This window comes from Streptomyces sp. NBC_00448, from assembly GCF_036014115.1.
Taxonomy (GTDB): Bacteria; Actinomycetota; Actinomycetes; order Streptomycetales; family Streptomycetaceae; genus Actinacidiphila.
The window spans coordinates 5,916,686-5,941,097 of the sequence record NZ_CP107913.1 but is presented as its reverse complement, the minus strand read 5'-3'; the positions used below and the strand labels follow the sequence as shown (position 1 = coordinate 5,941,097).

At 69.4% G+C, this 24,412-nt stretch carries 36 protein-coding genes; 4 read left to right on the top strand and 32 right to left on the bottom strand.

Translation table 11 applies throughout. The features are described 5' to 3' along the window. Positions 1–15 precede the first annotated feature (15 nt). Positions 16–1,515 carry a hypothetical protein gene (locus OG370_RS25600; protein ID WP_328468130.1) on the top strand — a complete coding sequence of 500 codons (1,500 nt, stop codon included), beginning with the start codon at positions 16–18 and terminating at the stop codon, positions 1,513–1,515. A gap of 52 nt (positions 1,516–1,567) precedes the next feature. Here OG370_RS25600 and truA read toward each other — a convergent pair whose 3' ends face one another. The 32 genes from truA to rpsJ all read right to left on the bottom strand — a co-directional run bounded on the left by truA (position 1,568) and on the right by rpsJ (position 19,583). Then, the gene (truA, locus tag OG370_RS25595; protein WP_328468128.1) at positions 1,568–2,443 is read right to left on the bottom strand and encodes a tRNA pseudouridine(38-40) synthase TruA; all 876 of its coding nucleotides are present in this window, start codon (positions 2,441–2,443) and stop codon (positions 1,568–1,570) included. A 183-nt stretch (positions 2,444–2,626) separates the two neighbouring features. Further along, positions 2,627–3,148 carry a 50S ribosomal protein L17 gene (gene rplQ, locus OG370_RS25590; protein WP_328468126.1) on the bottom strand — a complete coding sequence of 174 codons (522 nt, stop codon included), beginning with the start codon at positions 3,146–3,148 and terminating at the stop codon, positions 2,627–2,629. Positions 3,149–3,339: 191 nt separating this feature from the next. Next, the gene (locus tag OG370_RS25585; RefSeq protein ID WP_093786121.1) at positions 3,340–4,362 is read right to left on the bottom strand and encodes a DNA-directed RNA polymerase subunit alpha; all 1,023 of its coding nucleotides are present in this window, start codon (positions 4,360–4,362) and stop codon (positions 3,340–3,342) included. Positions 4,363–4,492: 130 nt separating this feature from the next. After that, complete coding sequence (gene rpsD, locus OG370_RS25580; RefSeq protein WP_328468123.1) at positions 4,493–5,119, bottom strand: 30S ribosomal protein S4; 627 nt, start codon at positions 5,117–5,119, stop codon at positions 4,493–4,495. Between the two features lie 26 nt (positions 5,120–5,145). Further along, complete coding sequence (gene rpsK, locus OG370_RS25575) at positions 5,146–5,550, bottom strand: 30S ribosomal protein S11 (protein WP_006376016.1); 405 nt, start codon at positions 5,548–5,550, stop codon at positions 5,146–5,148. 69 nt (positions 5,551–5,619) lie between these two features. Beyond that, on the bottom strand, positions 5,620–6,000 hold the full coding sequence (rpsM, locus tag OG370_RS25570; protein WP_328468121.1) for a 30S ribosomal protein S13: 381 nt from the start codon (positions 5,998–6,000) through the stop codon (positions 5,620–5,622). A gap of 187 nt (positions 6,001–6,187) precedes the next feature. Continuing rightward, the gene (rpmJ, locus tag OG370_RS25565) at positions 6,188–6,301 is read right to left on the bottom strand and encodes a 50S ribosomal protein L36 (protein WP_003956441.1); all 114 of its coding nucleotides are present in this window, start codon (positions 6,299–6,301) and stop codon (positions 6,188–6,190) included. A 42-nt stretch (positions 6,302–6,343) separates the two neighbouring features. Next, positions 6,344–6,565: a translation initiation factor IF-1 gene (infA, locus tag OG370_RS25560; RefSeq protein ID WP_003956442.1), complete on the bottom strand. Its 222-nt coding sequence runs from the start codon at positions 6,563–6,565 to the stop codon at positions 6,344–6,346. A gap of 155 nt (positions 6,566–6,720) precedes the next feature. Then, on the bottom strand, positions 6,721–7,557 hold the full coding sequence (gene map, locus OG370_RS25555) for a type I methionyl aminopeptidase (protein ID WP_328468119.1): 837 nt from the start codon (positions 7,555–7,557) through the stop codon (positions 6,721–6,723). Positions 7,558–7,711: 154 nt separating this feature from the next. After that, complete coding sequence (locus OG370_RS25550; RefSeq protein WP_328468117.1) at positions 7,712–8,383, bottom strand: adenylate kinase; 672 nt, start codon at positions 8,381–8,383, stop codon at positions 7,712–7,714. Then, positions 8,383–9,699, bottom strand: a complete 1,317-nt coding sequence (gene secY / locus OG370_RS25545) for a preprotein translocase subunit SecY (protein WP_328468115.1) — start codon at positions 9,697–9,699, stop codon at positions 8,383–8,385. Before secY ends, OG370_RS25550 begins: the two co-directional genes overlap by 1 nt. Before the next feature lie 194 nt (positions 9,700–9,893). Then, complete coding sequence (gene rplO / locus OG370_RS25540; RefSeq protein WP_402447262.1) at positions 9,894–10,346, bottom strand: 50S ribosomal protein L15; 453 nt, start codon at positions 10,344–10,346, stop codon at positions 9,894–9,896. A gap of 2 nt (positions 10,347–10,348) precedes the next feature. Then, positions 10,349–10,531, bottom strand: coding sequence for a 50S ribosomal protein L30 (rpmD, locus tag OG370_RS25535; protein WP_031524772.1), 183 nt, complete (start codon positions 10,529–10,531; stop codon positions 10,349–10,351). Further along, positions 10,531–11,136, bottom strand: coding sequence for a 30S ribosomal protein S5 (gene rpsE, locus OG370_RS25530; RefSeq protein ID WP_031524774.1), 606 nt, complete (start codon positions 11,134–11,136; stop codon positions 10,531–10,533). Before rpsE ends, rpmD begins: the two co-directional genes overlap by 1 nt. 42 nt (positions 11,137–11,178) lie before the next feature. Continuing rightward, a complete protein-coding gene (gene rplR / locus OG370_RS25525; RefSeq protein ID WP_328468113.1) occupies positions 11,179–11,562 on the bottom strand; it encodes a 50S ribosomal protein L18 in 384 nt (127 codons plus the stop codon). 2 nt (positions 11,563–11,564) lie between these two features. Then, positions 11,565–12,104 carry a 50S ribosomal protein L6 gene (gene rplF / locus OG370_RS25520; RefSeq protein WP_328468111.1) on the bottom strand — a complete coding sequence of 180 codons (540 nt, stop codon included), beginning with the start codon at positions 12,102–12,104 and terminating at the stop codon, positions 11,565–11,567. Between the two features lie 21 nt (positions 12,105–12,125). Continuing rightward, a complete protein-coding gene (gene rpsH, locus OG370_RS25515) occupies positions 12,126–12,524 on the bottom strand; it encodes a 30S ribosomal protein S8 (protein ID WP_328468109.1) in 399 nt (132 codons plus the stop codon). Between the two features lie 130 nt (positions 12,525–12,654). Further along, positions 12,655–12,840: a type Z 30S ribosomal protein S14 gene (locus OG370_RS25510; protein WP_093713218.1), complete on the bottom strand. Its 186-nt coding sequence runs from the start codon at positions 12,838–12,840 to the stop codon at positions 12,655–12,657. Between the two features lie 2 nt (positions 12,841–12,842). Continuing rightward, entirely contained in the window at positions 12,843–13,424 is a 582-nt protein-coding gene (gene rplE / locus OG370_RS25505; RefSeq protein ID WP_328468105.1) for a 50S ribosomal protein L5, read from the bottom strand. Position 13,425: 1 nt separating this feature from the next. Then, positions 13,426–13,749 carry a 50S ribosomal protein L24 gene (rplX, locus tag OG370_RS25500; protein WP_328468103.1) on the bottom strand — a complete coding sequence of 108 codons (324 nt, stop codon included), beginning with the start codon at positions 13,747–13,749 and terminating at the stop codon, positions 13,426–13,428. Between the two features lie 3 nt (positions 13,750–13,752). After that, positions 13,753–14,121: a 50S ribosomal protein L14 gene (gene rplN / locus OG370_RS25495; protein ID WP_103886911.1), complete on the bottom strand. Its 369-nt coding sequence runs from the start codon at positions 14,119–14,121 to the stop codon at positions 13,753–13,755. 116 nt (positions 14,122–14,237) lie between these two features. Beyond that, positions 14,238–14,528, bottom strand: coding sequence for a 30S ribosomal protein S17 (gene rpsQ, locus OG370_RS25490; RefSeq protein WP_328468101.1), 291 nt, complete (start codon positions 14,526–14,528; stop codon positions 14,238–14,240). Next, positions 14,528–14,752, bottom strand: coding sequence for a 50S ribosomal protein L29 (gene rpmC, locus OG370_RS25485; protein WP_328468099.1), 225 nt, complete (start codon positions 14,750–14,752; stop codon positions 14,528–14,530). The genes rpsQ and rpmC overlap by 1 nt, the downstream gene beginning before the upstream one ends. Beyond that, entirely contained in the window at positions 14,752–15,171 is a 420-nt protein-coding gene (gene rplP / locus OG370_RS25480) for a 50S ribosomal protein L16 (protein ID WP_093786106.1), read from the bottom strand. The genes rpmC and rplP overlap by 1 nt, the downstream gene beginning before the upstream one ends. A 5-nt stretch (positions 15,172–15,176) precedes the next feature. Next, the gene (gene rpsC / locus OG370_RS25475; RefSeq protein ID WP_328468096.1) at positions 15,177–16,016 is read right to left on the bottom strand and encodes a 30S ribosomal protein S3; all 840 of its coding nucleotides are present in this window, start codon (positions 16,014–16,016) and stop codon (positions 15,177–15,179) included. Continuing rightward, the gene (gene rplV, locus OG370_RS25470) at positions 16,016–16,363 is read right to left on the bottom strand and encodes a 50S ribosomal protein L22 (RefSeq protein WP_328468094.1); all 348 of its coding nucleotides are present in this window, start codon (positions 16,361–16,363) and stop codon (positions 16,016–16,018) included. The genes rpsC and rplV overlap by 1 nt, the downstream gene beginning before the upstream one ends. Positions 16,364–16,410: 47 nt before the next feature. Continuing rightward, a complete protein-coding gene (rpsS, locus tag OG370_RS25465) occupies positions 16,411–16,692 on the bottom strand; it encodes a 30S ribosomal protein S19 (RefSeq protein ID WP_202235517.1) in 282 nt (93 codons plus the stop codon). 12 nt (positions 16,693–16,704) lie between these two features. Further along, the gene (rplB, locus tag OG370_RS25460) at positions 16,705–17,541 is read right to left on the bottom strand and encodes a 50S ribosomal protein L2 (RefSeq protein WP_202235516.1); all 837 of its coding nucleotides are present in this window, start codon (positions 17,539–17,541) and stop codon (positions 16,705–16,707) included. 47 nt (positions 17,542–17,588) lie between these two features. Then, entirely contained in the window at positions 17,589–17,948 is a 360-nt protein-coding gene (gene rplW, locus OG370_RS25455) for a 50S ribosomal protein L23 (protein ID WP_328468088.1), read from the bottom strand. Next, the gene (gene rplD / locus OG370_RS25450; RefSeq protein WP_328468086.1) at positions 17,948–18,610 is read right to left on the bottom strand and encodes a 50S ribosomal protein L4; all 663 of its coding nucleotides are present in this window, start codon (positions 18,608–18,610) and stop codon (positions 17,948–17,950) included. The genes rplW and rplD overlap by 1 nt, the downstream gene beginning before the upstream one ends. Positions 18,611–18,615: 5 nt before the next feature. After that, positions 18,616–19,260, bottom strand: a complete 645-nt coding sequence (gene rplC, locus OG370_RS25445; protein ID WP_103886919.1) for a 50S ribosomal protein L3 — start codon at positions 19,258–19,260, stop codon at positions 18,616–18,618. Between the two features lie 14 nt (positions 19,261–19,274). Next, positions 19,275–19,583 (bottom strand): 30S ribosomal protein S10, encoded by a 309-nt coding sequence (gene rpsJ / locus OG370_RS25440; protein ID WP_014144312.1) that lies wholly within the window; start codon positions 19,581–19,583, stop codon positions 19,275–19,277. 560 nt (positions 19,584–20,143) lie between these two features. Between rpsJ and OG370_RS25435 the strand changes: the two genes are divergently transcribed. The 3 genes from OG370_RS25435 to OG370_RS25425 all read left to right on the top strand — a co-directional run bounded on the left by OG370_RS25435 (position 20,144) and on the right by OG370_RS25425 (position 24,371). Next, complete coding sequence (locus OG370_RS25435; RefSeq protein ID WP_328468083.1) at positions 20,144–21,568, top strand: ricin-type beta-trefoil lectin domain protein; 1,425 nt, start codon at positions 20,144–20,146, stop codon at positions 21,566–21,568. 332 nt (positions 21,569–21,900) lie between these two features. Continuing rightward, positions 21,901–22,605 carry an ABC transporter ATP-binding protein gene (locus OG370_RS25430; RefSeq protein WP_328468081.1) on the top strand — a complete coding sequence of 235 codons (705 nt, stop codon included), beginning with the start codon at positions 21,901–21,903 and terminating at the stop codon, positions 22,603–22,605. Further along, the gene (locus tag OG370_RS25425; RefSeq protein ID WP_328468079.1) at positions 22,602–24,371 is read left to right on the top strand and encodes a hypothetical protein; all 1,770 of its coding nucleotides are present in this window, start codon (positions 22,602–22,604) and stop codon (positions 24,369–24,371) included. The genes OG370_RS25430 and OG370_RS25425 overlap by 4 nt, the downstream gene beginning before the upstream one ends. Positions 24,372–24,412: the final 41 nt, after the last annotated feature.

Genomic DNA, 24,412 nt, shown 5'->3' with positions numbered 1-24,412 from the left:
AATATGATGCGCCACATGAGTGAAGGGCCGGGGCAGCAGCCCCCGCAGGAACCCCGTAACCAAGCCTCCGACGGCCCCCGCGAGGTCCTGGAGGGACGCGTCATCCCCTCCCGCACATCCGACCCCCGGCGCGGCTTCGCAGGCCCGCCGCAGCACGCGCGGCCCCGGGAGGAGGCGGAGCAGGACCCCCAGGGCCCTGCCGCCACGGCACCCGGGAGCGCCACCCCCGAGGGCCCCTACAGCTTCCGGCCCGGCGGCCCTGGAGGACCCGGAGGCTCTGGCCGGCCTGGTGGGCAGGGCGCGGGGCAGCAGCCCCCGCACACCCCCGCGCAGGCCGCCCCGACGCCGCCCGGCCCGGCCCAGAGCCCCGGCCCGGCGCAGAACCCCGGCCCCGCCCAGGGCGGCGGCCCTCAGAGCCGGCCGGGTCAGCCGGCCGGCGGCGGGTACGGCTTCCCGCAACAGCAGCCACCCGCCGCCCAGGGCAACCCCGGCACGCCTCCCGGCGGCCAGGGCGGATACGGCTTCCCCCAGCAGCAGGCACCCGGAACCGCGGGCAACCCCGCCACGCCCGCTGCTTCCCAGGGCGGATACGGCTTCCCGCGCCCGCAAGGCACCGGTGGGCCGGGCGCTCCGGGTGGTCCCGGCACGGGCGGCGGCAACGGGCCGGGGGCGCCCTCGACCGGCCCGGCACCCGCGAGGGGGCCCGGCTCGGCCTCGGAGCCGGGGACGCCGGACTGGGGCGCCCTGGCCGAGGAGCAGGCCAGCGGGGCGGCCCGGCGGCGCCGGGTGATGATGCTGGTCGGCGGGATCGTCGCGGTGGCGGTGATAGCCGGAGGCGTGGCCACCGCCGTGGTCATGTCCGGCAAGAGCTCGGACCACGCCATCGCCGACCCGAGCGCGTCGGGGAGCAGCACGGCCAGCCAGAAGCCGCTGCCGCCCGAGCCGTCGTTCTCCTCGGTGGCCCCGCCACCGCCCGCGAACCCGCTGGACTTCCTCTCCACCTCGGCGAAGGACAAGGCGCCCATCACCCCGGCGTCGCTCTTCCCGGGCAAGCAGTTCGAGCTCGGCGGCCGCACCTACGTCAAGACCAACAGCACCAGCACCACCAGCTGCTCCTCGGCGGCCGGCGGCCAGCTGTCCGGCGTGCTCGCCTCCAACGGCTGCACCAAGCTGCTGCGCGCCACGTACACCAACGGCCAGATCGCCGTCACCGTCGGCGTCGCGGTCTTCGCGGACGAGGCGCGCGCCACCAAGGTGCACAACGTCGCGCAGTACGTCGCCCCGCTCAACGGCGGCGGCATCTCCGACTTCTGCCACGCCGTGGCCTGCCAGATGACCTCGAACTCGGTCGGCCGGTACGCCTACTTCGCGATCGCCGGCTTCAAGAACGGCAAGACCCTCACCACGGGCAACACCACAGGCACCCAGGCCGCCAACGACGCCTCGGACTTCGCCTTCCAGCGGATCGTCCAGCGCGGCCGCGACGCGGCGCAGGCCCAGGCGAACAAGCAGTAAGGACGCGGGTAAGGACCCGCCTCCAGGAGGCGGGTCCTTACACCCCAGGTCCTCACACCGCAGGCCCCGACACCCCAGGTCCTTCCAGGCAGCCGGGCAGCGTCCGCATGTTGCGGGCCTCCCGGCTGCGCGCGGCCAGCAGCTCGTCCGCCGGGTAGCCGACCTCCTCCAGCGTCAGTCCGTGCGGCCGCACCACATTGACCGCCGAGTGCCGCTCCCGTCCGGCCAGCACCTCCGCCGGGAAGCCGACCGGCCGGTGCCCGTCGCCGACCAGGATCATCGCGCCGACCAGCGCCCGCACCATGTTGTGGCAGAAGGCGTCGGCCCGTACGGTCGCCACCGCCAGGCCGTCCGCGGTCCGCTCCCATGACAGGTCGAGCAGGGTGCGGATGGTGGTCGCGCCCTCCCGCTTCTTGCAGTACGCGGCGAAGTCGTGCTCGCCCAGCATCAGCTTCGCGGCGTCGTTCATCAGGCCCACGTCCACCGGGCGGTCGTGCCACAGCACATGGCCGCGCAGCAGCGGGTCCACCCCGCCCGGGTGGTCCCCGATCCGGTAGGCGTAGCGGCGCCACACCGCCGAGAACCGCGCGTCGAACCCGGACGGCGCCCGCGCCACCCCCCACACCCGCACATCCCACGGCAGCCGCCCGGCCAGCCGGCGCCGCAGCTTCCCGCTCTCCCGGTCCCACACCTCCGCCGGCAGGTCCACGTGCGCCACCTGCCCGCGCGCGTGCACCCCCGCGTCCGTGCGCCCCGCCACCGTCAGCTCGACCGGGTCCGGCAGCCGCAGCACCGTACCGATCGCCGACTCCAGCTCCCCCTGCACCGTCCGTCGGCTGCGCTGCTTCGCCCACCCGGAGAAGTCCGCCCCGTCGTACCCCAGATCCAACCTGACCCGTACGAATCCGGCCGCCGGCCCCTCGCTCACCCGTCGCTCCTCGCGCCTCGTGCCCCGGGTCCGGTGCCCCGTCCGGTGCCTGTCCCACCTGCTTCGGCCCGCGCCCACGCCACGGCCCGCGCCCTCACCCTCGCCATACGGCGGCGGGCCCGCACCCCGGAGGGTGCGGGCCCGCTCGTCGGTCCTCGGAGATCCGTGGAACCGTCAGGACGCTCAGGCGTCCTTGGACTCCTCGTCCGCGGCCGCGTCGGCCTCGGGCGCGGCGTCCTCGACCGGCGCGTCCTTCTTGGCGTCGGCCAGGGCCTCGTCACCGGCGCGGTCCTTGGCGGAGCGCTTGGTGGCGGCCTCGGCCTCGCCCACCGCGTTCTGCTGCACGGTGAGGGCTTCCACCAGCTCGATGACCGCCATCGGGGCGTTGTCGCCGCGACGGGGGCCGATCTTGGTGATGCGGGTGTAGCCACCCGGGCGGTTCTCGTACCGCGGCGCGATCTCGGTGAAGAGGGTGTGCACGATCCCCTTGTCGGTGATCTGCTGCAGTACCTGGCGACGGTTGTGGATGTCGCCCTTCTTCGCCTTCGTGATCAGCCGCTCCGCGACCGGGCGCAGCCGGCGCGCCTTGGCCTCGGTGGTGGTGATCCGGCCGTGCTCGAAGAGCGACTTCGCGAGGTTCGCGAGCAGCAGCTTCTCGTGCGCGGCACTCCCGCCCAGACGGGCGCCCTTAGCGGGCTGGGGCATGGTCCTTCTCCTTCTACGCTGCACCGGCCGTGTCAGGTACCGATGTCAGTGCGAGCCGGCGGCCGCCGGCTCGTCAGACCCCGAGGCTTGCGCCTCGGGGCTCCCGCGAGAGGCACGGGGTCACCCCCGTGCCCCTCGCGGGCACGTCATGCGCGGCGGACGGGGGAATCCCCGCCGTCCGCCGGTGGAACTCAGTACTGCTCGGTCTCCACGAAGCCCGCGTCCACGTCGTCGTCGGCGCCGAAGGCGTCGGCGGCGGCGGTCGGGTCGAATCCGGGCGGGCTGTCCTTGAGGGCCAGGCCCATGCCGGCCAGCTTCGCCTTGACCTCGTCGATCGACTTGGCACCGAAGTTGCGGATGTCGAGCAGGTCCGCCTCGGAGCGGGCCACCAGCTCGCCCACCGAGTGGATGCCCTCGCGCTTGAGGCAGTTGTAGGAGCGGACGGTGAGTTCCAGCTCCTCGATCGGCAGCGCCAGGTCCGCGGCCAGGGCGGCGTCCGTCGGGGACGGACCCATGTCGATGCCCTCGGCGTCGACGTTCAGCTCGCGGGCCAGGCCGAACAGCTCGACCAGGGTCTTGCCGGCCGACGCCATGGCGTCACGCGGCCGCATGGCCTGCTTGGTCTCGACGTCGACGATCAGCTTGTCGAAGTCGGTGCGCTGCTCGACACGGGTCGCCTCGACCTTGTAGGTGACCTTGAGCACCGGGCTGTAGATGGAGTCGACCGGGATACGGCCGATCTCCTGGCCCTGCTGCTTGTTCTGCACCGCGGAGACGTAGCCGCGACCGCGCTCGACGGTCAGCTCCATCTCCAGCTTGCCCTTGGCGTTGAGCGTGGCCAGCACCAGGTCGGGGTTGTGCACCTCGACACCGGCCGGCGGCGCGATGTCGGCGGCGGTGACCACACCCGGGCCCTGCTTGCGCAGGTACATCACGACCGGCTCGTCGTGCTCCGAGGAGACGACGAGCTGCTTGATGTTGAGGATGAGGTCGGTGACGTCCTCCTTGACGCCCGGCACGGTGGTGAACTCGTGCAGGACCCCGTCGATCCGGATCGAGGTGACAGCCGCACCCGGGATCGAGGAGAGGAGCGTACGACGCAGGGAGTTGCCGAGGGTGTAGCCGAATCCCGGCTCCAGCGGCTCGATCACGAACCGGGAGCGGAACTCGTCGACGACCTCTTCGGTCAACGAGGGACGCTGAGCGATCAGCATGTGTTCGGTCCTTCAGTCGTGGGCGCCCGCTATTTGACGCCCCCTGTACTACGAGGGTACGGGTGGTGCGGCGAAACCGTCGTGAAACGGCCGCCGCACCACCCTCCACCTGCGAACTTCTACTCGACTACTACTTCGAGTAGAGCTCGACGATGAGCTGCTCCTGCACCTGGGTGTCGATCACCTGGCGCTCGGGCATGCTGTGCACCAGAATCCGCAGCTTGCCGGCGTTCGACTCGAGCCACGCGGGCACGGTCTTGTCGCCGGCCTCGCCCTGCGCCACCGCGAACGGGGTCAGGTTACGAGAGCGCTCGCGGACCTCGACGATGTCGTTCACGGCCACGCGCGCCGACGGGATGTCGGTCTTGCGGCCGTTGATGGTGATGTGTCCGTGCCGGACCAGCTGACGGGCGTGGTCACGGGACTTGGCGAAGCCGGCCCGGTACACCACGTTGTCGAGGCGGGTCTCGAGGATGCGCAGAAGGTTCTCACCGGTCTTGCCGGTCTTCTGGTTCGCTTCCTTGTAGTAGTTCACGAACTGCTTCTCGAGGACACCGTAGATACGCGCGCACTTCTGCTTCTCGCGAAGCTGGAGAAGGTACTCGCTGTCCTTGGTGCGCCCGCGTCCGTGCTCACCCGGGGGGTAAGGACGGATCTCGATCGGGCACTTCGCGCTCTCGCACTTAGCTCCCTTGAGGAAGAGCTTCTGCTTCTCCCGACGGCATCGCTTGCAGTCGGCCCCGGTGTAACGCGCCATTGTCTCAGTTCTCCTGTATCAGCTGGTCAGACGCGGCGGCGCTTCGGCGGGCGGCAGCCGTTGTGAGGGGTCGGGGTGACGTCCTGGATCGAACCCACCTCGAGGCCGGTGGCCTGGAGGGAGCGGATCGCGGTCTCACGGCCGGAGCCGGGACCCTTGACGAAGACGTCCACCTTGCGCATGCCGTGCTCCTGCGCGCGGCGGGCAGCCGACTCGGCGGCCATCTGCGCGGCGAAGGGGGTGGACTTGCGCGAGCCCTTGAAGCCGACGTGACCGGCGGAGGCCCAGGAGATCACGTTCCCGGCAGGGTCGGTGATCGAGACGATGGTGTTGTTGAACGTGCTCTTGATGTGGGCGTGCCCGTGAGCGACGTTCTTCTTTTCCTTGCGGCGCACCTTCTTGGCTGCGCCCTGACGGCCCTTAGGAGGCATGTGTCAACTTCTCCCGGTGGAGGTGATCGGTCCTACAGCGAAGACCGCTGATGGGGTCTGGCTGTCGGACTACTTCTTGCCCGGCTTCTTCTTACCGGCGATGGCGCGACGCGGGCCCTTGCGGGTGCGGGCGTTGGTGTGAGTGCGCTGGCCGTGGACCGGCAGGCCCCGACGGTGGCGCAGACCCTGGTAGCAGCCGATCTCGACCTTGCGGCGGATGTCGGCCTGGACTTCACGGCGGAGGTCACCCTCGGTCGTGTAGTTCTCGTCGACCCACTTGCCGATCTTGACGAGGTCTTCCTCGGCAAGGTCGCGGACGCGGGTGTCGGGGTTCACACCGGTGTTCTTCAGGATCTCCTGGGCGCGCGAGCGCCCGATGCCGAAGACGTAGGTGAGGGCGATCTCCACGCGCTTCTCGCGCGGGAGGTCAACGCCTGAAAGGCGTGCCATGTGCTTGGCTCCTGGTGTTCTCGGAGGTCTTCCGCAGTTCCGGGTTCCCTTCCGCCGTACCAGGTACGGAACGGGTCCCCGGCCTCCACCGGGGGTGTCATCCCCGTACGGGACGGGGATGGGAACTGCGTATGTACGCGTGGTGCGTCGCGCGAAGTTCTGCTGGTGCAGGGGTGGTCGGCGGGCGTCAGCCCTGGCGCTGCTTGTGGCGCAGGTTGTCGCAGATGACCATGACCCGGCCGTGACGGCGGATCACCTTGCACTTGTCGCAGATCTTCTTGACGCTCGGCTTGACCTTCATGGGACTGAGGTTCTCCGGGTCGTGGTGAGATCTACAAGCGGGTTACTTGTATCGGTAGACGATCCGTCCGCGCGTCAGGTCGTAGGGAGACAGCTCCACGACGACCCGGTCATCCGGGAGGATTCGGATGTAGTGCATCCGCATCTTGCCGCTGATGTGCGCGAGGACCTTGTGACCGTTCTGCAGTTCCACCTTGAACATCGCATTCGGCAGAGACTCGATCACGGTGCCCTCGATCTCGATGGCGCCTTGCTTTTTGGCCATGTCCTGCTTTCGGGATCGGCTACCGGGGTCGGCTCCGGACATGCCGGAAGACACGCGGGGCCGACATATGAGTCTACGGCAAGCGCCGCTGAAACACGAATCGAGATGTATGCCCACCGAGCGTGATCGTTACGCGCGGAGGGCGGCAGATGGCCCTAGGCAAGGGGGTCGGGAGCCGTGGTGATGCCGTACTCCGCCAGCTTGGCCTTGCCCCCGTCAGGTGCGGTGAGCACCAGCGGGCCCTGCTCGGTGAGGGCGATGGTGTGCTCCCAGTGCGCGGACCAGGAGCCGTCGTCGGACTTGACGGTCCACTCGTCCTCCAGCACGTGGGTGTGCGGTGTGCCGAGTGTCACCATCGGCTCGATCGCCAGGCACAGCCCGGGCACCAGCCGGATGCCGCGGCCGCGCTTCTTGGTGACGTAGTTGAGCACGTGCGGGTCCATGTGCATCTGGGTGCCGATGCCGTGGCCGCCGTACCCCTCCACGATGCCGTACTTGCCCGAGGACGGGCGCGGCTGGCGGCGGATGTACGACTCGACCGCCTGCGAGATGTCGTCCAGCCGGCTGCCCTTGCGGAAGGCGGCGATGCCCGCCCACATGGACTCCTCGGTGACCCGGCTCAACTCGGCCAGCTCCGGGGCGTGTCCGGTGCCCACCAGGCAGGTGAAGGCCGCGTCGCCGTGCCAGCCGTCGACGATGGCGCCCGCGTCGATCGCGAGGATGTCGCCGTCCTCGAGCACCGTCACGGCGTCCGGGATGCCGTGCACCACCACGTCGTTGACCGACGTGCAGATGTTGCCGGGGAAACCGCCGTAGCCCAGGAAGTTGGGCTTGGCGCCGTGGTCGGCGATCACCTTCGCGGCGACCTCGTCCAGGTCCTTGGTGCTGGCGCCCGGTACGGCCGCCGCCCGGGTCGCCTCGTGGATCGCCGCGACGACCAGACCGGCCTCCCGCATCTTGGCGATCTGCTCCGGGGTCTTCAGCTCCACCATCGCGGCTGATGCCTTCCTTGCTGCCGTAAGTCGTTGCTGCGGTAAGTCGTTCCTGCGGTAAGTCCTTGCCTCCACCAACCATACGGCCGTGGCGCCCGTCGGGGCACCACGGCCGTGGGAGGTACACGTACCGGCCGGGCCGGCACCAGGTGGGCTACGCGCTCTGCTCGCTGTCCGCGTCCGCGCGCAGGGCCGTCATGGCCCGCCCGGTGACGTCGGCCACCGGGCCGAGCGCGGAGATCGTCACCACCAGGCCCTGCTTCTTGTAGTAGTCGATGATCGGCTCGGTCTCGCGGTGGTAGATCTCCAGCCGGTTGCGGACCTTGTCCGGGGCGTCGTCGTCGCGCCGGTACAGCTCGCCGCCGCACTCGTCGCAGACACCCTCGGTCTTCGGCTGCTTGTACTCGACGTGGAAGACGTGCGCGCTGTCGTTGCGGCAGATCCGGCGGCCGGCGATCCGCTTGACCACCTCTTCCTCCGGGACCTCCAGGTCCAGCACGCCGTCGAGCGCGATGTCGTGCCGGGCCAGGTAGGCGTCCAGCGCCCGCGCCTGGTGCTCGTTGCGCGGGAAGCCGTCCAGCAGGAAGCCGCCGGCGGCGTCCGGGCGCTCCAGCCGGTCCTCGGCCATGCCGATGGTGACTTCGTCGGGCACCAGGTCGCCGGCGTCCATGTACGCCTTCGCCTGCTTGCCCAGGTCGGTGCCCTGGTTGATGTTGGCGCGGAACAGGTCGCCCGTGGAAATGTGCGGGATCGAGAGGTTCTTGGCGAGGAACGCGGCCTGCGTTCCCTTGCCTGCGCCGGGCGGCCCGACCAGGACGATACGCATCAGCGGAGGAACCCTTCGTAGTTACGCTGCTGGAGCTGGCTTTCGATCTGCTTCACGGTCTCCAGACCCACACCGACGATGATGAGGATGCTGGTGCCACCCAGAGGGAAGTTGCCGTTGCTCCCGTTGAAGATCGCGATCGCGACCGTCGGAACGAGGGCGATCAGGCCCAGGTACAGCGAACCGGGCCACGTGATGCGGTTGAGCACGTAACTCAGGTATTCAGCGGTGGGGCGACCGGCCCGGATACCCGGGATGAACCCACCATACTTCTTCATATTGTCGGCTACTTCTTCGGGGTTGAAGGAGATCGCGACGTAGAAGAAGGCGAAGAAGACGATCAGCAGGAAGTACGCGGCCATGTACGCCGGGTGATCACCCTTGGTGAAGTTGCGCTCGATCCACTGTGCCCAGCCGGCCGTCGACCCGGAGAACTGCACGATCAGCGCCGGGATGTAGAGCAGCGAGGAGGCGAAGATGACCGGGATCACACCGGCCTGGTTCACCTTGAGCGGGATGTACGTCGAGGTGCCGCCGTAGGACCGGCGGCCGATCATGCGTTTCGCGTACTGCACCGGGATACGGCGCTGGGCCTGTTCGACGAAGACCACCAGGCCGACCATGACCAGGCCGATCAGAATCACCGCGAGGAACTCGACCCAGCCGCCGGCGATGGTGCCGGAGACCTTGATGCCCCACAGCGAGCCGGGGAAGCCGGCCGCGATCGAGACGAACATCAGGATCGACATGCCGTTGCCGATGCCGCGGTCGGTGATCAGCTCGCCCAGCCACATGATCATCACGGTGCCCGCGGTCATGCAGGTCACCATGGTGACGGTGGTGAAGATCGACTGGTTCGGGACGATGTCGTTGCCCTTGGAGCAGGTCGAGAAGAGGTTGCCGGAGCGGGCGGTCGCCACCAGACCGGTGCCCTGCAGGATCGCCAGCGCGACCGTCAGGTACCGGGTGTACTGCGTGATCTTGGTGGTGCCGGCCTGCCCCTCCTTCTTCAGGGCCTCCAGCCGCGGAATCACCACGGTCAGCAGTTGCAGGATGATGCTCGCCGTGATGTACGGCATGATCCCGAGCGCGAAGATGGTGAGCTGGAGCAGAGCTCCGCCGCTGAACATGTTGACCAGACCGAAGAGGCTGTTGTTGCCCTTCGTCTGCTTCACACAGTCATTGACGACGCCGAAGTCGATACCGGGCACCGGGACGTGCGCGCCCAGCCGGTACACCACGATGATGGCCAGCGTGAAGAGCAGCTTCTTGCGCAGGTCGGGCGTCCTGAACGCCCGGGCGAACGCGGTGAGCACGGTGCCTCCTGCACCCCCCGCGCCACGGCGGAAGGACGGTCTCTGGTGAGATTTCTGACGGATAGGGGCTCGGCCACCTTACCGGCGACGTGGCCCCGGTAGGAATGACCCATCGGCCAGGGAAAATTCACAGAAATGAACGACCGGGGACGCCCTGAGGTACTGGGCGGCCCCGGTCGGGTTGCACATCCGGCTCAGACGAGCTCGGTGACGGTACCGCCGGCTGCGGTGATCTTCTCCTTGGCGGAGCCGGAGACCGCGTCCACGGTCACCTGCAGAGCCACGGAGACGTCGCCGGCGCCGAGCACCTTGACGAGCTGGTTCTTGCGCACGGCACCCTTGGCGACCAGGTCGGCAACGGTGACCTCACCACCCTCGGGGTAGAGGGCGGCGAGCTTGTCCAGGTTGACGACCTGGTACTCGGTGCGGAACGGGTTCTTGAAGCCCTTGAGCTTCGGGAGGCGCATGTGGAGGGGCATCTGCCCGCCCTCGAAGCGCTCCGGAACCTGGTAACGGGCCTTGGTGCCCTTGGTACCACGACCGGCCGTCTTGCCCTTGGACGCCTCGCCGCGACCCACACGGGTCTTGGCGGTCTTGGCGCCCGGAGCCGGACGGAGGTTGTGCACCTTGATCGGGTTGTCACCCATGATCAGTCGACCTCCTCGACCGTGACGAGGTGGCGGACGGTGTGGACCATGCCGCGGATCTCCGGGCGGTCCTCCTTGACCACGACGTCGTGCAGGCGCTTGAGCCCGAGCGAACGCAGGGTGTCACGGTGGTTCTGCTTGCTGCCGATGTAGGACTTGGTCTGCGTGACCTTCAGGCGCGCCATCACACACCGACCCCGGCTCGGGCGCGCAGCAGCGCGGCCGGCGCGACATCCTCGATCGGCAGACCGCGGCGGGCGGCGATCTCCTCGGGCCGCTGAAGGCCCTGGAGCGCGGCCACCGTGGCGTGCACGATGTTGATCGCGTTGTCCGAGCCGAGGCTCTTGGACAGCACGTCGTGGATGCCCGCGCACTCCAGCACGGCGCGCACCGGGCCACCGGCGATCACACCGGTACCGGGGGAAGCCGGCTTGAGCAGGACGACGCCCGCGGCCTTCTCGCCCTGGATCGGGTGCGGGATGGTGCCCTGGATACGGGGGACCTTGAAGAAGTGCTTCTTGGCCTCCTCAACGCCCTTGGCGATGGCGGCCGGCACCTCCTTGGCCTTGCCGTAGCCGACACCGACGGTGCCATCGCCATCGCCCACCACGACCAGCGCGGTGAAGCTGAAGCGACGACCACCCTTCACAACCTTGGCGACGCGGTTGATCGCGACGACCCGCTCGACATAGGCGGTCTTCTCGGCCTGCTGGCCGCCGTCCCGCCGGTCCTTACGGTCCCGTCGCTCGCCGCCACCGGCACCGCTTCCGCGGCGCTGGGGTCCAGCCATTGGAATTACCTCTCTTCGTTATCCGCTAGCTAACGGAACCGGTCAGAACTTCAGACCGGCTTCGCGGGCGGCGTCCGCCAGGGCGGCGATCCGCCCAGCGTACTGGTTGCCGCCACGGTCGAATACGACAGCTTCGACGCCCTTGGCCTTCGCACGCTCGGCCACGAGCTGGCCGACCTGCTTCGCCTTGGCGCTCTTGTCGCCTTCGCCGCCGCGGATGGACGCGTCGAGGGTCGACGCCGACGCGAGCGTGTGGCCCGCGAGGTCGTCGATGACCTGCGCCACGATGCCGCGGTTGGACCGCGTCACCACCAGGCGCGGGCGCTCGGTCGTACCGTTGACGCGCTTGCGGACCCGAATGTGGCGCCGCTTGAGCGCCGCACCCTTGTACGCCTTGCCCTTGGCGATCTTCACACCGTATGCCATGGCTACTTACCAGCCTTTCCGACCTTGCGGCGGATGACTTCGCCGGCGTACTTGACGCCCTTCGCCTTGTACGGGTCAGGCTTCCGCAGCTTGCGGATATTGGCGGCCACTTCGCCGACCTTCTGCTTGTCGATGCCCTCGACGGAGAACTTCACCGGGGACTCGACCTTGAAGGAGATGCCCTCGGGGGCCTCGACCAGGATCGGGTGGCTGTATCCCAGCGCGAACTCCAGGTTGGAGCCCTTCGCCTGGACGCGGTACCCGACTCCGCTGATCTCAAGGGACTTGCTGTAGCCCGCGGTCACGCCGGTGATCATGTTCGCCACCAGCGTGCGGGACAGGCCGTGCAGGGCCTTCGAGACACGCTCGTCGTTGGGGCGGGTGACCAGCAGCACGCCGTCCTCGCCCTTTGCGATCTCGATCGGCGCGGCAACGGTGTGGGTGAGCGAGCCCTTGGGGCCCTTCACCGCAACCGTGCGGCCGTCGATGGTGACGTCCACTCCGGCGGGAACCGAGATGGGCAGCTTGCCGATGCGCGACATTGCTCTACCTCTCTTTCCCGGTTACCAGACGTAGGCGAGGACTTCCCCACCCACGCCCTTCTTCTGCGCCTGCTGGCCGGTGAGCAGACCGTGCGACGTGGAGATGATCGCCACGCCCAGGCCGCCCAGCACCCGAGGCAGGTTGGTGGACTTTGCGTAGACCCGAAGACCCGGCTTGCTGATCCGCTTGATGCCGGCGATCGAGCGCTCGCGGTTGGGGCCGAACTTCAGCTCGAGGATGAGGTTCTTGCCGACCTCGGCCTCCTCGACCTTCCAGCCGGTGATGTAACCCTCCTGCTGGAGGATCTCCGCGATGTGCGACTTGATCTTGCTGAACGGCATCCCGACTTCGTCGTGGTACGCCGAGTTAGCGTTCCGCAGACGGGTCAGCATGTCTGCGATGGGGTCGGTCATGGTCATGAATTGGCCCTGGGCCTCTCTCGCCGGGGTTTCCTGTCTGCTCCGTCCCTCTCCCCCGGCCGGAGCCGGGAGCGGGTGTGGTGCGGGGACCTACGGCGTAGTGGATCGGGTCCTGATGTCCGGGAGGGGACTACCAGGAGCTCTTGGTCACGCCCGGCAGCTCGCCACGGTGGGCCATCTCACGAAGGCACACGCGGCACAGGCCGAACTTGCGGTAGACGGAGTGCGGCCGGCCACAGCGCTGGCAGCGGTTGTACGCGCGCACAGCGAACTTGGGCTTGCGAGCCGACTTAGCGATCAGAGCCTTCTTCGCCACGGTCAGTTCTCCTTGAACGGGAAGCCGAGGTGACGAAGGAGGGCACGACCCTCGTCGTCGTTGGTCGCCGTGGTGACCACGGTGATGTCCATGCCCCGGACCCGGTCGATCTTGTCCTGGTCGATCTCGTGGAACATGACCTGCTCCGTGAGACCGAAGGTGTAGTTGCCCCGGCCGTCGAACTGCTTCGGCGACAGGCCCCGGAAGTCGCGGATACGCGGCAGCGCCAGCGACAGCAGGCGGTCCAGGAACTCCCACATCCGGTCACCGCGCAGCGTGACGTGCGCGCCGATCGGCTGGCCCTCACGCAGCTTGAACTGCGCGATGGACTTACGGGCCTTGGTGACCTGCGGCTTCTGGCCGGTGATCGTGGCGAGGTCGCGGATCGCGCCCTCGATCAGCTTGGAGTCGCGGGCGGCGTCGCCCACACCCATGTTGACCACGATCTTGGTGAGACCGGGGACCTGCATGACGTTCGCGTAGTCGAACTGCTCACGCAGCTTGCCCGCGATCTCCTCGCGGTAGCGCGTCTTGAGGCGCGGAGTGGTGCTGGTGGTAGCGGCACCTGAAGTTGCAGTAGTCATCTCAGATGTCCTCACCGGTCCGCTTGGCAACGCGGATCTTGGTGCCCTCGTCGTCAAAGCGGTAGCCGACGCGGGTCACGACCTTCTTGCCGTCCTTCTCAACAACCAGCTGCACGTTGCTGACGTGGATCGGCGCCTCGGTGGTGATGATCCCGCCGGTCTTCGAACCGCGGTCGGTCTGGCCGGCCTTGGTGTGCTTCTTGACCCGGTTGACACCCTCGACCAGGACCCGGTCCTCGCGGGGGAAGGCCACGATGACCTTGCCCTGCTTGCCCTTGTCCTTGCCGGTGATGACCTGGACCAGGTCGCCCTTCTTGATCTTCATCGGTTACAGCACCTCCGGCGCGAGCGAGACGATCTTCATGAACTTCTTCTCGCGCAGCTCACGGCCCACCGGGCCGAAGATACGGGTGCCGCGGGGGTCGCCGTCGTTCTTGAGAAGCACGGCGGCGTTCTCGTCGAAACGGATGTACGAGCCGTCGGCGCGACGGCGCTCCTTGACGGTACGGACGATGACCGCCTTGACGACCTCGCCCTTCTTCACGTTGCCACCGGGGATCGCGTCCTTGACGGTGGCGACGATGACGTCACCGATGCCCGCGTAGCGGCGACCCGAACCACCGAGAACACGGATGCAAAGGATCTCCTTGGCACCAGTGTTGTCGGCGACACGAAGTCGCGACTCCTGCTGGATCACGTCTATCTCCTGTTTGTCTGCCGGTTCCCGGCGGGCGCCACGCAAGCTGACCTGCGTGGCGCCCGCCGAGCCTGGCGGAACCGTCCTGCGAGGGAATCCCCGCAGGAATTACTTGGCTACTTGGCCTTCTCGAGGATCTCCACGACGCGCCAGCGCTTCGTCGCGGACTGCGGCCGGGTCTCCATCAGGAGGACGCGGTCGCCGATGCCTGCGGCGTTCTGCTCGTCGTGTGCCTTGAGCTTGTTGGTGCGGCGGATGACCTTGCCGTAGAGCGCGTGCTTCACGCGGTCCTCGACAGCGACCACAACGGTCTTGTCCATCTTGTCGCTGACCACGAGACCCTCACGGGTCTTGCGGAAGCCGCGCGCGTCACTGGCGGGGGTCTCAGTCACATTCTTCTCGCTCATCAGGCGCTCTCCACCGTCTCGATGCCGAGCTCACGCTCACGCATGAGGGTGTAGATCCGGGCGATTTCCTTGCGGACGGTCTTGAGCCGGGTGTTGTTCTCAAGCTGTCCGGTGGCCGCCTGGAAGCGGAGGTTGAACAGCTCCTCCTTGGCCTCACGCAGCTTGCCGACGAGGTCCTCGTCGCCAAGCTGGCGCAGCTCGGTCGCCTTGGTACCGGCCGCCATCACGACTCACCTGCCTCGCGCCGCACGATGCGGCACTTCATCGGAAGCTTGTGCGCGGCACGAGTGAGCGCCTCGCGCGCAACCTTCTCATTCGGGAAGGACAGCTCGAACATCACCCGACCGGGCTTGACGTTCGCGATCCACCACTCCGGCGAACCCTTACCGGAACCCATGCGGGTCTCGGCCGGCTTCTTCGTCAGCGGGCGGTCCGGGTAGATGTTGATCCAGACCTTGCCGCCACGCTTGATGTGGCGGGTGATGGAGATACGAGCGGACTCGATCTGCCGGTTGGTCACGTAGGCGGGGGTGACGGCCTGCAGGCCGAACTCGCCGAACGCCAGCTCCGTGCCGCCCTTGGCCATACCGCGCCGGGTGGGGTGGTGCTGCTTGCGGTGCTTGACCCTACGGGGGATCAGCATGGTACTTAGCCTTCCGTTCCGGGGGTCTCAGCAGCCGGAGCCGCCGCCTCGACAGGAGCGGGCGCGTCGGCCTTGGGGGCCGCTGCGGCACCGTCCGTCTGGGGACGACGACCACGGCCGCCGCGCTCGCCACCGCGGCGCTGCGGACGCTCGTTGCCACCGCCACGGGCCGGGCGGTTGCCGGCACGGGCCGCGGCGTTGTCGGCGCGGACCTCGGCGATGTTCTTCACGTCGCCCTTGTAGATCCACACCTTCACACCGATCCGGCCGAAGGTGGTCTTGGCCTCGAAGAAGCCGTAGTCCACGTTCGCCCGCAGGGTGTGCAGCGGCACCCGGCCCTCGCGGTAGAACTCCGAGCGGGACATCTCGGCGCCGCCGAGACGGCCACCGCACTGGATCTTGATGCCCTTGGCGCCGGCCTTCAGCGTGCCCTGCATGCTCTTGCGCATGGCACGACGGAAGGAGACCCGGGAGGAGAGCTGCTCGGCGACCGCCTGGGCCACCAGCTGCGCGTCCATCTCGGGGTTCTTGACCTCGAGGATGTTCAGCTGGACCTGCTTGCCGGTCAGCTTCTCCAGGTCACCGCGGATACGGTCGGCCTCCGCGCCGCGACGGCCGATGACGATGCCCGGCCGGGCGGTGTGGATGTCGACGCGGACGCGGTCACGGGTGCGCTCGATCTCCACCTTGGAGATGCCGGCCCGCTCCATGCCCTGCGTCATCATCCGGCGGATGGCGACGTCTTCCTTGACGTAGTCCTTGTAGAGCTTGTCGGCGTACCACCGGGACTTGAAGTCCGTGGTGATGCCGAGCCGGAACCCGTAAGGGTTAACCTTCTGGCCCATTACCGGGTCCCTTCCTTGCTGGCAACGACCACGGTGATGTGACTCGTCCGCTTGCGGATGCGGTAGGCGCGGCCCTGGGCGCGCGGCCGGAACCGCTTCAGGGTCGGACCCTCGTCCACGTACGCCTCGCTGATGAACAGCGACTCGGCGTCCGTGTGGTCGTAGTTGTGCGCGGCGTTGGCGATGGCGCTGTCCAGCACCTTGCCCACCGGCTCGCTCGCGGCCTGCGGCGTGAAACGCAGGACCGCCTGAGCCTCCGTGGCATCCATGCCACGGATGAGGTCCACCACGCGGCGGGCCTTCATGGGCGTGACGCGGATGTACCGCGCCTGGGCCCTGGCTTCCATGGTTGTCCCTTCAGTGTCTGTCATGGTCGGTCGCTTCTCGCCGCTGGTCAGCGACGCCGCGCCTTGCGGTCGTCCTTCTCGTGACCGCGGAAGGTGCGGGTCGGCGCGAACTCGCCGAGCTTGTGGCCGACCATCGACTCAGTGACAAACACCGGGACGTGCTTACGGCCGTCGTGCACCGCGATCGTGTGGCCCAGCATGGCCGGGACGATCATCGAGCGGCGGGACCAGGTCTTGATGACGTTCTTGGTGCCTGCTTCGTTCTGGACATCCACCTTCTTGATCAGGTGGTCGTCGACGAAGGGCCCCTTCTTGAGACTCCGCGGCATCTAAACCCGCTCCTAGCGCTTCTTGTTCGTCTTGCGGCGGCGGACGATGTACTTGTTGCTCGCCTTCTTGGGAGAACGAGTACGACCCTCCTTCTGACCCCAGGGCGAGACCGGGTGGCGACCACCGGAGGTCTTGCCCTCACCACCACCGTGCGGGTGGTCCACCGGGTTCATGGCGACACCGCGGACGGTCGGGCGAACGCCCTTCCACCGCATGCGGCCGGCCTTGCCCCAGTTGATGTTCGACTGCTCGGCGTTGCCGACCTCACCGATGGTGGCGCGGCAGCGGACGTCGACCATCCGGACCTCGCCGGACGGCATGCGAAGGGTGGCCATGTTGCCTTCCTTCGCCAGCAGCTGCACCGAGGCGCCCGCGGAGCGGGAGATCTTGGCGCCGCCACCGGGCCGCAGCTCGATCGCGTGGATCGTGGTACCGACCGGGATGTTGCGCAGCGGCAGGTTGTTGCCCGGCTTGATGTCGGCGCTGGGGCCGTTCTCGATCCGGTCGCCCTGCTGCAGGCGGGCGGGGGCGAGGATGTAGCGCTTCTCGCCGTCCGCGTAGTGCAGCAGCGCGATGCGCGCGGTGCGGTTGGGGTCGTATTCGATGTGCGCGACCTTGGCGGGCACGCCGTCCTTGTCGTGCCGACGGAAGTCGATCACTCGGTAGGCGCGCTTGTGGCCACCGCCCTGGTGGCGAACGGTCACACGACCGGCGTTGTTACGGCCGCCCTTGCTGTGCAGCGGGCGGACCAGCGACTTCTCCGGCGTGGACCGCGTGATCTCGACGAAGTCGGCGACGCTGGAGCCACGACGGCCCGGGGTCGTCGGCTTGTACTTGCGGATACCCATTTCTCAGTCCTCGGAATATTCCGGACTTCGACTCGAACCGATCCCCGTTAGGAGACCGGGCCGCCGAAGATGTCGATGCGGTCGCCCTCGGCAAGGGTCACGATGGCGCGCTTGGTGTTGGCGCGCTTTCCGAAACCGGTGCGGGTGCGCTTGCGCTTGCCCTGCCGGTTGATCGTGTTGACCCCGGTGACCTTGACCTGGAAGACCGCCTCGACGGCCTGCTTGATCTGGGTCTTGTTGGCGCGCGGGTCGACGACGAAGGTGTACTTGTTGTCGTCCAGCAGCGCGTAGCTCTTCTCGGAGACGACCGGCTTGATCAGCAGGTCGCGCGGGTCCGTGAAGGTCTTGCTGGTGATCGTGGCGCCGACCTGGTCGGCTGCCTCGGTCAGTTCGGTCTGCTCGGCCATCAGGCGTCGCTCCCTTCGGTCTCGGCGGCGCCGGTACCGGGGACACTGACGAACCGGTCGAAGGCGGCCTTGGTGAAGACCACGTCGTCGGAGACGAGCACGTCGTACGTGTTGAGCTGGCCGGCCTCCAGGATGTGCACCTGGGGGAGGTTGCGGGCGGACAGCCACCCGGCCTCGTCGGCCCGCTCGACGACGAGCAGCACGTTCTTGCGCTCGCTGATCTTGCCCAGCAGCGTCTTCGCGGCCTTGGTCGACGGCGTCTCGCCCTCGACGATGCCGGTCACGACGTGGATACGGCTGTGCCGGGCGCGGTCGGTCAGGGCACCGCGCAGGGCGGCCCTGATCATCTTCTTGGGCGTGCGCTGCGAGTAGTCGCGCGGCACGGGGCCGTGCACGACGCCACCGCCGGCGAACTGCGGTGCGCGGGTCGAGCCCTGACGGGCGCGGCCGGTGCCCTTCTGGCGGTACGGCTTCTTGCCACCACCACGGACCTCGCCACGCGTCTTGACCTTGTGCGTGCCCTGGCGGGCCGCGGCAAGCTGCGCAACGACGACCTGGTGGATCAGCGGGATGCTGACCTTGGCGTCGAAGATCTCGGCCGGGAGCTCTACGGTCCCGGCGGTGTCGCCCGCGGGCGACAGGATGTCGATGCTGGTGCTCATATCCTTCAGGCCCCCTTGGCCGCGCTGCGGACCAGGACGAGGCCGCCGTTCGGACCGGGAACCGCGCCCTTGATGAGCAGCAGGCCCTTCTCCGCGTCAACGGCGTGAACGGTCAGGTTCTGGGTGGTGACCCGCTCGTTGCCCATGCGGCCCGCCATACGCAGACCCTTGAACACGCGGCCCGGGGTGGCGCAGCCACCGATGGAGCCGGGAGAGCGGTGCTTGCGCTGGACACCGTGGCCGGCGCCGAGGCCCTTGAAGTTGTGGCGCTTCATGACACCGGCGAAGCCCTTGCCCTTGCTCTTGCCGGTCACGTCGACCTTGACGCCGGCCTCGAACACCTCGGCGGTGATCTCCTGGCCGAGGGTGTACTCGGCGGCGTCGGCCGTGCGCAGCTCCACGAGGTGGCGGCGCGGGGTGACGTCGGCCTTGGCGAAGTGGCCCTTGAGGGGCTTGTTCACCTTGCGCGGGTCGATCTCGCCGAAGGCGAGCTGGACCGACTCGTAGCCGTCGGCGTCGTTCGTACGCACCTGGGTCACAACGTTCGGGCCGGCCTTGACCACGGTCACCGGGACGACACGGTTGTTCTCGTCCCAGACCTGGGTCATGCCGAGCTTCTCGCCCAGGATGCCCTTGATCTGCTTGGTCATCTTCTCCGCGCCTCTCAGAGCTTGATCTCGATGTCGACGCCGGCCGGCAGGTCCAGGCGCATCAACGAGTCAACGGTCTTGGGCGTCGGGTCGAGGATGTCGATCAGGCGCTTGTGCGTGCGCATCTCGAAGTGCTCGCGCGAGTCCTTGTACTTGTGCGGCGACTTGATGACGCAGTACACGTTCTTCTCAGTGGGCAGCGGCACCGGGCCCGCGACCTGCGCACCAGTACGGGTCACCGTCTCGACGATCTTCTTCGCCGAAGAGTCGATGACCTCGTGGTCGTAGGCCTTGAGCCGGATGCGGATCTTCTGTCCCGCCATGGCTACTCCGTAGTCCTTGTCTCTTTTTACGCTCTGGCATCCGCTTGTCCGACCCACGCGGTCGGGCGTGTCGCGTCTCTCGCACATGACTTTCCGCATGCGGAAAGGCCCTGCACCAGGGATTTGCGTGGGAGATCTCACCCACCGGATGCCTGATCGGAGCCGCGTTGACACTTCCCGGAAGATTCCCGTACGTCCGCCCCAGCGCTGCCCGGAGGGCAGATAAGGACGACGAGTACTGTGGGACTCGCTTCCGGTCCTCCCGACGGGAGGCGCGCAACATCGGCGCTCGACCGAGCAACTTGGGTAGTCTGCCATACCGGACGCACCGGACGCCAATCGAGCCGGGTAGCTTACCCCGTGGCCTGGAACACCCAAACCTGGGCGGGGCGAGTCCGGACAGGTCCCGATGACCGACCGCGCGGGGCCGTCGCCTCGCCGGTGTCCGCCCCGCCCGCGCGGGCGGGGCGGACAGGGGCGCGCGGCAGGCGCTTTGAGGCGCGAAACGTGGCCTATTGGCGCTCTGCCCCGATACCCGCCCGCCCGGGTAACTTTCCAAGGTGAGCCTATGGACTTCCCTGGAGCCCCCGTCCACGACCGTCGACGCGGGCAGCACTGTGGCCGTACGCCTTCGCATCCGCAACACCGGCGACGTCGTCGACGAGTACCACTTCACCGTCGTCGGTGATCTCGCGCCCTACATCACCGCCGAACCCGCCTCCCTCCGGCTCTACCCGGGCACCACGGGCACGGTCGAGCTCACGGTCGCGCCGCCCCGCACCCCCGACGCCACCGCCGGGCCGCACCCCTACGCCGTCCAGATCACCCCGTCCGAGCAGCCCGAGGCGACCACCGTCCCCGAGGGCAACATCACGGTGACGCCGTTCGTCGAGGTGCGCGCCGAACTCGTCCCGCACACCGTCAAGGGGCGCTTCCGGGGACGGCCCAAGCTGGCTGTCGACAACCTCGGCAACACCGCCCTCACCGCCTCCGTGACCGGCGAGGACAACGGCGACCAGCTCGGCTACGAGATCGTCCCGTCCAACGTCCGTATCGAGCCGGGCCGAGCGGCGTTCGTCGCCGCCACGTTGAAGCCCCGCCAGATCATCTGGATCGGCTCCAAGCAGAACCGGCCGTACCGGCTGTCGGTGTCCCGCTCGGGGGTCAGCCCGCTGAACGTGGACGGCGCCTACGTCCAGCGCGGCGTCCTGCCCCGCTGGCTCTTCACCGCCCTCACCGTCTGCCTGGGGCTCGTCATCGCCGGCGTCGCGCTCTGGTTCACCCATGCGCCCGCCCTCAGCAGCCAGGCCACGCCACTCGTCCAGCAGACCACCGCGAGTGTGCTCCCCAGCCCGAGTTCCGCACCTGTGCCGCCGCAGCCGGCCACCACCACCCCGAGTGCGGCGGTGCCCACCACCCCGCAGGACACCCCGGCCCGCGGAGGCGGCGGCACCAGCGGCGGAGGCGGCAGCGGCGGTAGCAGCGGTGGGGGCCACGGCGGCGGAAGCAGCGGTGGGAGCGGGAGCGGCACCAAGCACACGACGCCGCCCGCCAGCGGGAGTTCGGCCGTCGAGCTGGTCGGCCGGGGCTCCCACCGGTGCATCACGGTGACCGACGGCGTCGCGCCGGGGGGCAAGGACGGCAAGCCGCTGGAGCTGTGGGACTGCAGCGGCGCCACCTGGCAGCAGTGGACCTTCGTCCTGGACGGGTCGTCCGACTACCGGGGCACCATCCACTCGCTGGGACTGTGCATGGACGTCGCCAACGCGGACACGGCCGCCGGCACCACGGTCCAACTGGCCAACTGCAACGGCGGCCCGGCCCAGGTGTGGACCCTCAACACCACCGCGGGCGGCGATCTGGTGAGCATCCTCGCCAACAAGTGCGTGGCCGCGGTCAACCAGGGAACCGGCAACGGGACCAGGCTGCAGTTGGCGGACTGCGCCGGCACCTCCAACCAGAAGTGGGTCCGGGCCAAGCCGTGAGGGGTGGGGAGGGTCCGGCGACACGCGGCCGGTGTCCTCGGCACACCACTGTGGGGGGCGGGTCTTGACCGGTGCCGGCCCGCACCGGTGCTCCGTCGCGCGTTCGGTGACGGCGGAACCCGGCCCCTTCCCGGTCCTCGGCGCGGAGCCAGGCGTCTTGGCGTATGCGCCCCGGTTCGCCACGGGGCGCCGCGGTGGCCGGCCGTCCGTGCCCGGACGCACACCCGCACGTGAGAGCCGACCGCAGGCCGTATCGCGCCGACGCGGCCCGTGTCCTCCACGCGAGGAGTAATAGGGTCGGGACCCACCCCACCCCCGGCACGGAGGCCCGTATGAAGGCGACCACGAGTGCGGGCGCACTCCTGCGGCTGCGGAAGGTCAGCAGGAACTACGGGAAGCGGCAGGCGCTGCTGCCCCTGGACCTGGATGTGACCGCCGGGAAGTGCACCGCGCTGTTCGGGCACAACGGGTCGGGCAAGTCGACGCTGCTGCGGATCGCGTCCGGCCGCGACGCCCCCACCAGCGGCCAGGCGCTCTTCGCCGGCCGGCCGATCAGCGAGGACGACCCGGAGGTACGCGCCCGGGTCGCCGTGGTCGGTGACACCGTGGCCTGCTACCCCGACCTCACCGTGCGCGAGCACCTGGAACTGGTGACGGTCGCGCACGCCGTCGACGACGCGGCCGGCTGGATCGACCAGGTGCTCGCCGACCGCCGGCTGTCCGACCACGCGGACGCGCTGCCTGGCGCCCTGTCCTCCGGCCAGATGCAGTCCCTGCTGCTGGCCGCCGCGCTGGTCCGCCCGCGGGACCTGCTGGTCCTGGACGAGCCCGAGCAGCGGCTCGACCCCGACGCCCGGCAGCGGCTGGCCGAACTGCTGGTCGCCGAGAAGGAGAGCGGCGTGGCGGTGCTGCTCGCCACCCACCAGGCCGAGCTGGCCGAGGCGGTCGCCGACCACCTGGTCGCCCTGGAGGACGGCCGGGTCGCCGCCCAGGGCCCGCCGGCCGACGTGCTGCGGCAGCTCGGCGCGGGCGCATGACCGGCAGCAGCCGCGCCTCGGCGGACACCCCCGAGGGGCCCGAACTCGCGGACCACGAAGCCGACATGACCGACAGCCCCGTACCCGACGAGCTCGCACCCGACGGCCCGGCAGCCGACGACCCCGACACGTACGCCTCCGGCGGCTGGAGCGAGGCCGACGACGACCGCACCACCGAGACGCTCGCCTGGCTGCGGACCAAGCGCAAGGCCCACCGCCGCCAGCAGGGCCGCGACCTGGCGGTGCTGCTCTACTCCGTGCTGCTCGCCGTCGTCGGCTACGGCAGCGGGCTGGCCGTGCACTTCCTGCGCGGCCTCAACGAAGGGACGGACTACGGCGGTTTCGGCGCCGGTCTGACCCGCGGACTGCCCGCCCTGTTCACCGCGCTGAGCCTGCTGCTGTTCCTGGTCTCGGCCCGCGACGCGCTGTGGCGCGGCCCGGTGGTGCTGCCCGGCCCGGCCGTGGGCTGGCTGCTGGCGCAGCCGGTGCGGCGCGCGGCGGTGCTGCGGCCGTGGTTCCGGCTCTCCGCCGGGCTCGCGCTGATCCCCGGCGTGCTCGGCGGCGTCGCGGGGGCGGTGGCGCTGCGCGTCACCGGCCAGGCGTCCATCGGCGAGGCCCTGCCGGCCGCGCTGCCCGCCGCCGTCTGCCTGCCCCTGCTCGCGGTCGCCTTCGGCATGGCCGTGGAGCGCCGCCCGGACCGCGCCAGGACCGTACGGCGCTGGACCGCGCCCGCCGTCCTGCTGCTGGCCGCGCTCGGCGCGCAGACCGGGCTGGCCGGCTCCGGGCACCGGGTCCGGCCGCTGGAGTGGGTCGAGTTGTGGTCGGGGCCGTGGGGCTGGGCCGCCCAGCCGGTGGTCCGCGCCTGCGGCGGCAGTGTGCCGGGCTGGCCGGCCGCCCTGGCGCTGCTGCTGGCCGCCACCGCCGCCGCGGTCGTGCTCGCCCACCGCGAGGCCGCCGCCGTACCGACCGGGCAACTGCGGGCCAGGGCCGCCACCGCCACCACCGTCGCCTCGGTCGCCTGGTCGCTCGAACTGCGCGCCGCCAAGCTCGCCCTGCTGGAGGCCGGCGGCGGTGACGCCACCCGCATGGTCCGGCTGCCACCTCCGCGCGGCCGATGGGCCCGGCACCTCGCCGTCGTCTGGCGCGACGCCCTGACGCTGCTGCGCGCGCCCGGCCGGGTCGGCCGGGCCGTGCTGTGGACGGCCGCCGCCGCGACCGCGGCCGGGCTCGGCGCCGACCTCGGCGGCGAGCGGCGCCCGGTCGGTCTGGTGGTCGGCCTGGTCTGCGGCTATCTCGCGGTCGGCGCGCTCGCCGAGTCCGCCCGGGTCGAGACCGACGACCTGCGCCGCGCGGCCTGGTCGCCGTACCGGCTGCGCAGCCTCATGCTGCAGCACGGCATCGTGCCGGCCGTCGTGGGCGCGGTCCTCGGTCTGCTCGCCGCGGTGCCCTTCGCGCTGCACGGCGCCCCGATCGCCCTGCTCTACCTGCCGCTGTGCGCCTTCCCGTTCACCGCCGCCGCGCTCTACGGCGCCTGCCGCGGCCCCGCCCGCACCCAGCTCATGTTCCTCGGCGGCGGCTCCCCCATCGGCTCCCCCGGCCCCCTCATCTACCTCGCGTGGTACGCGGCCGGGCCGCTCGTCGCGGTGACCGTACTGGCGCTCACGCTCTCCCACGGCGCCCCCGCCACCGTCCTGACGGTCACGGTGCTCCTCACGGCGGCCATCGCCTACGCGGCGAGCGCGGCAGCGAACAAGCTCCTCCGCTGATCCTCCGCACGCAAGAAGGTGCCCCACTCCAAGCGGAGTGG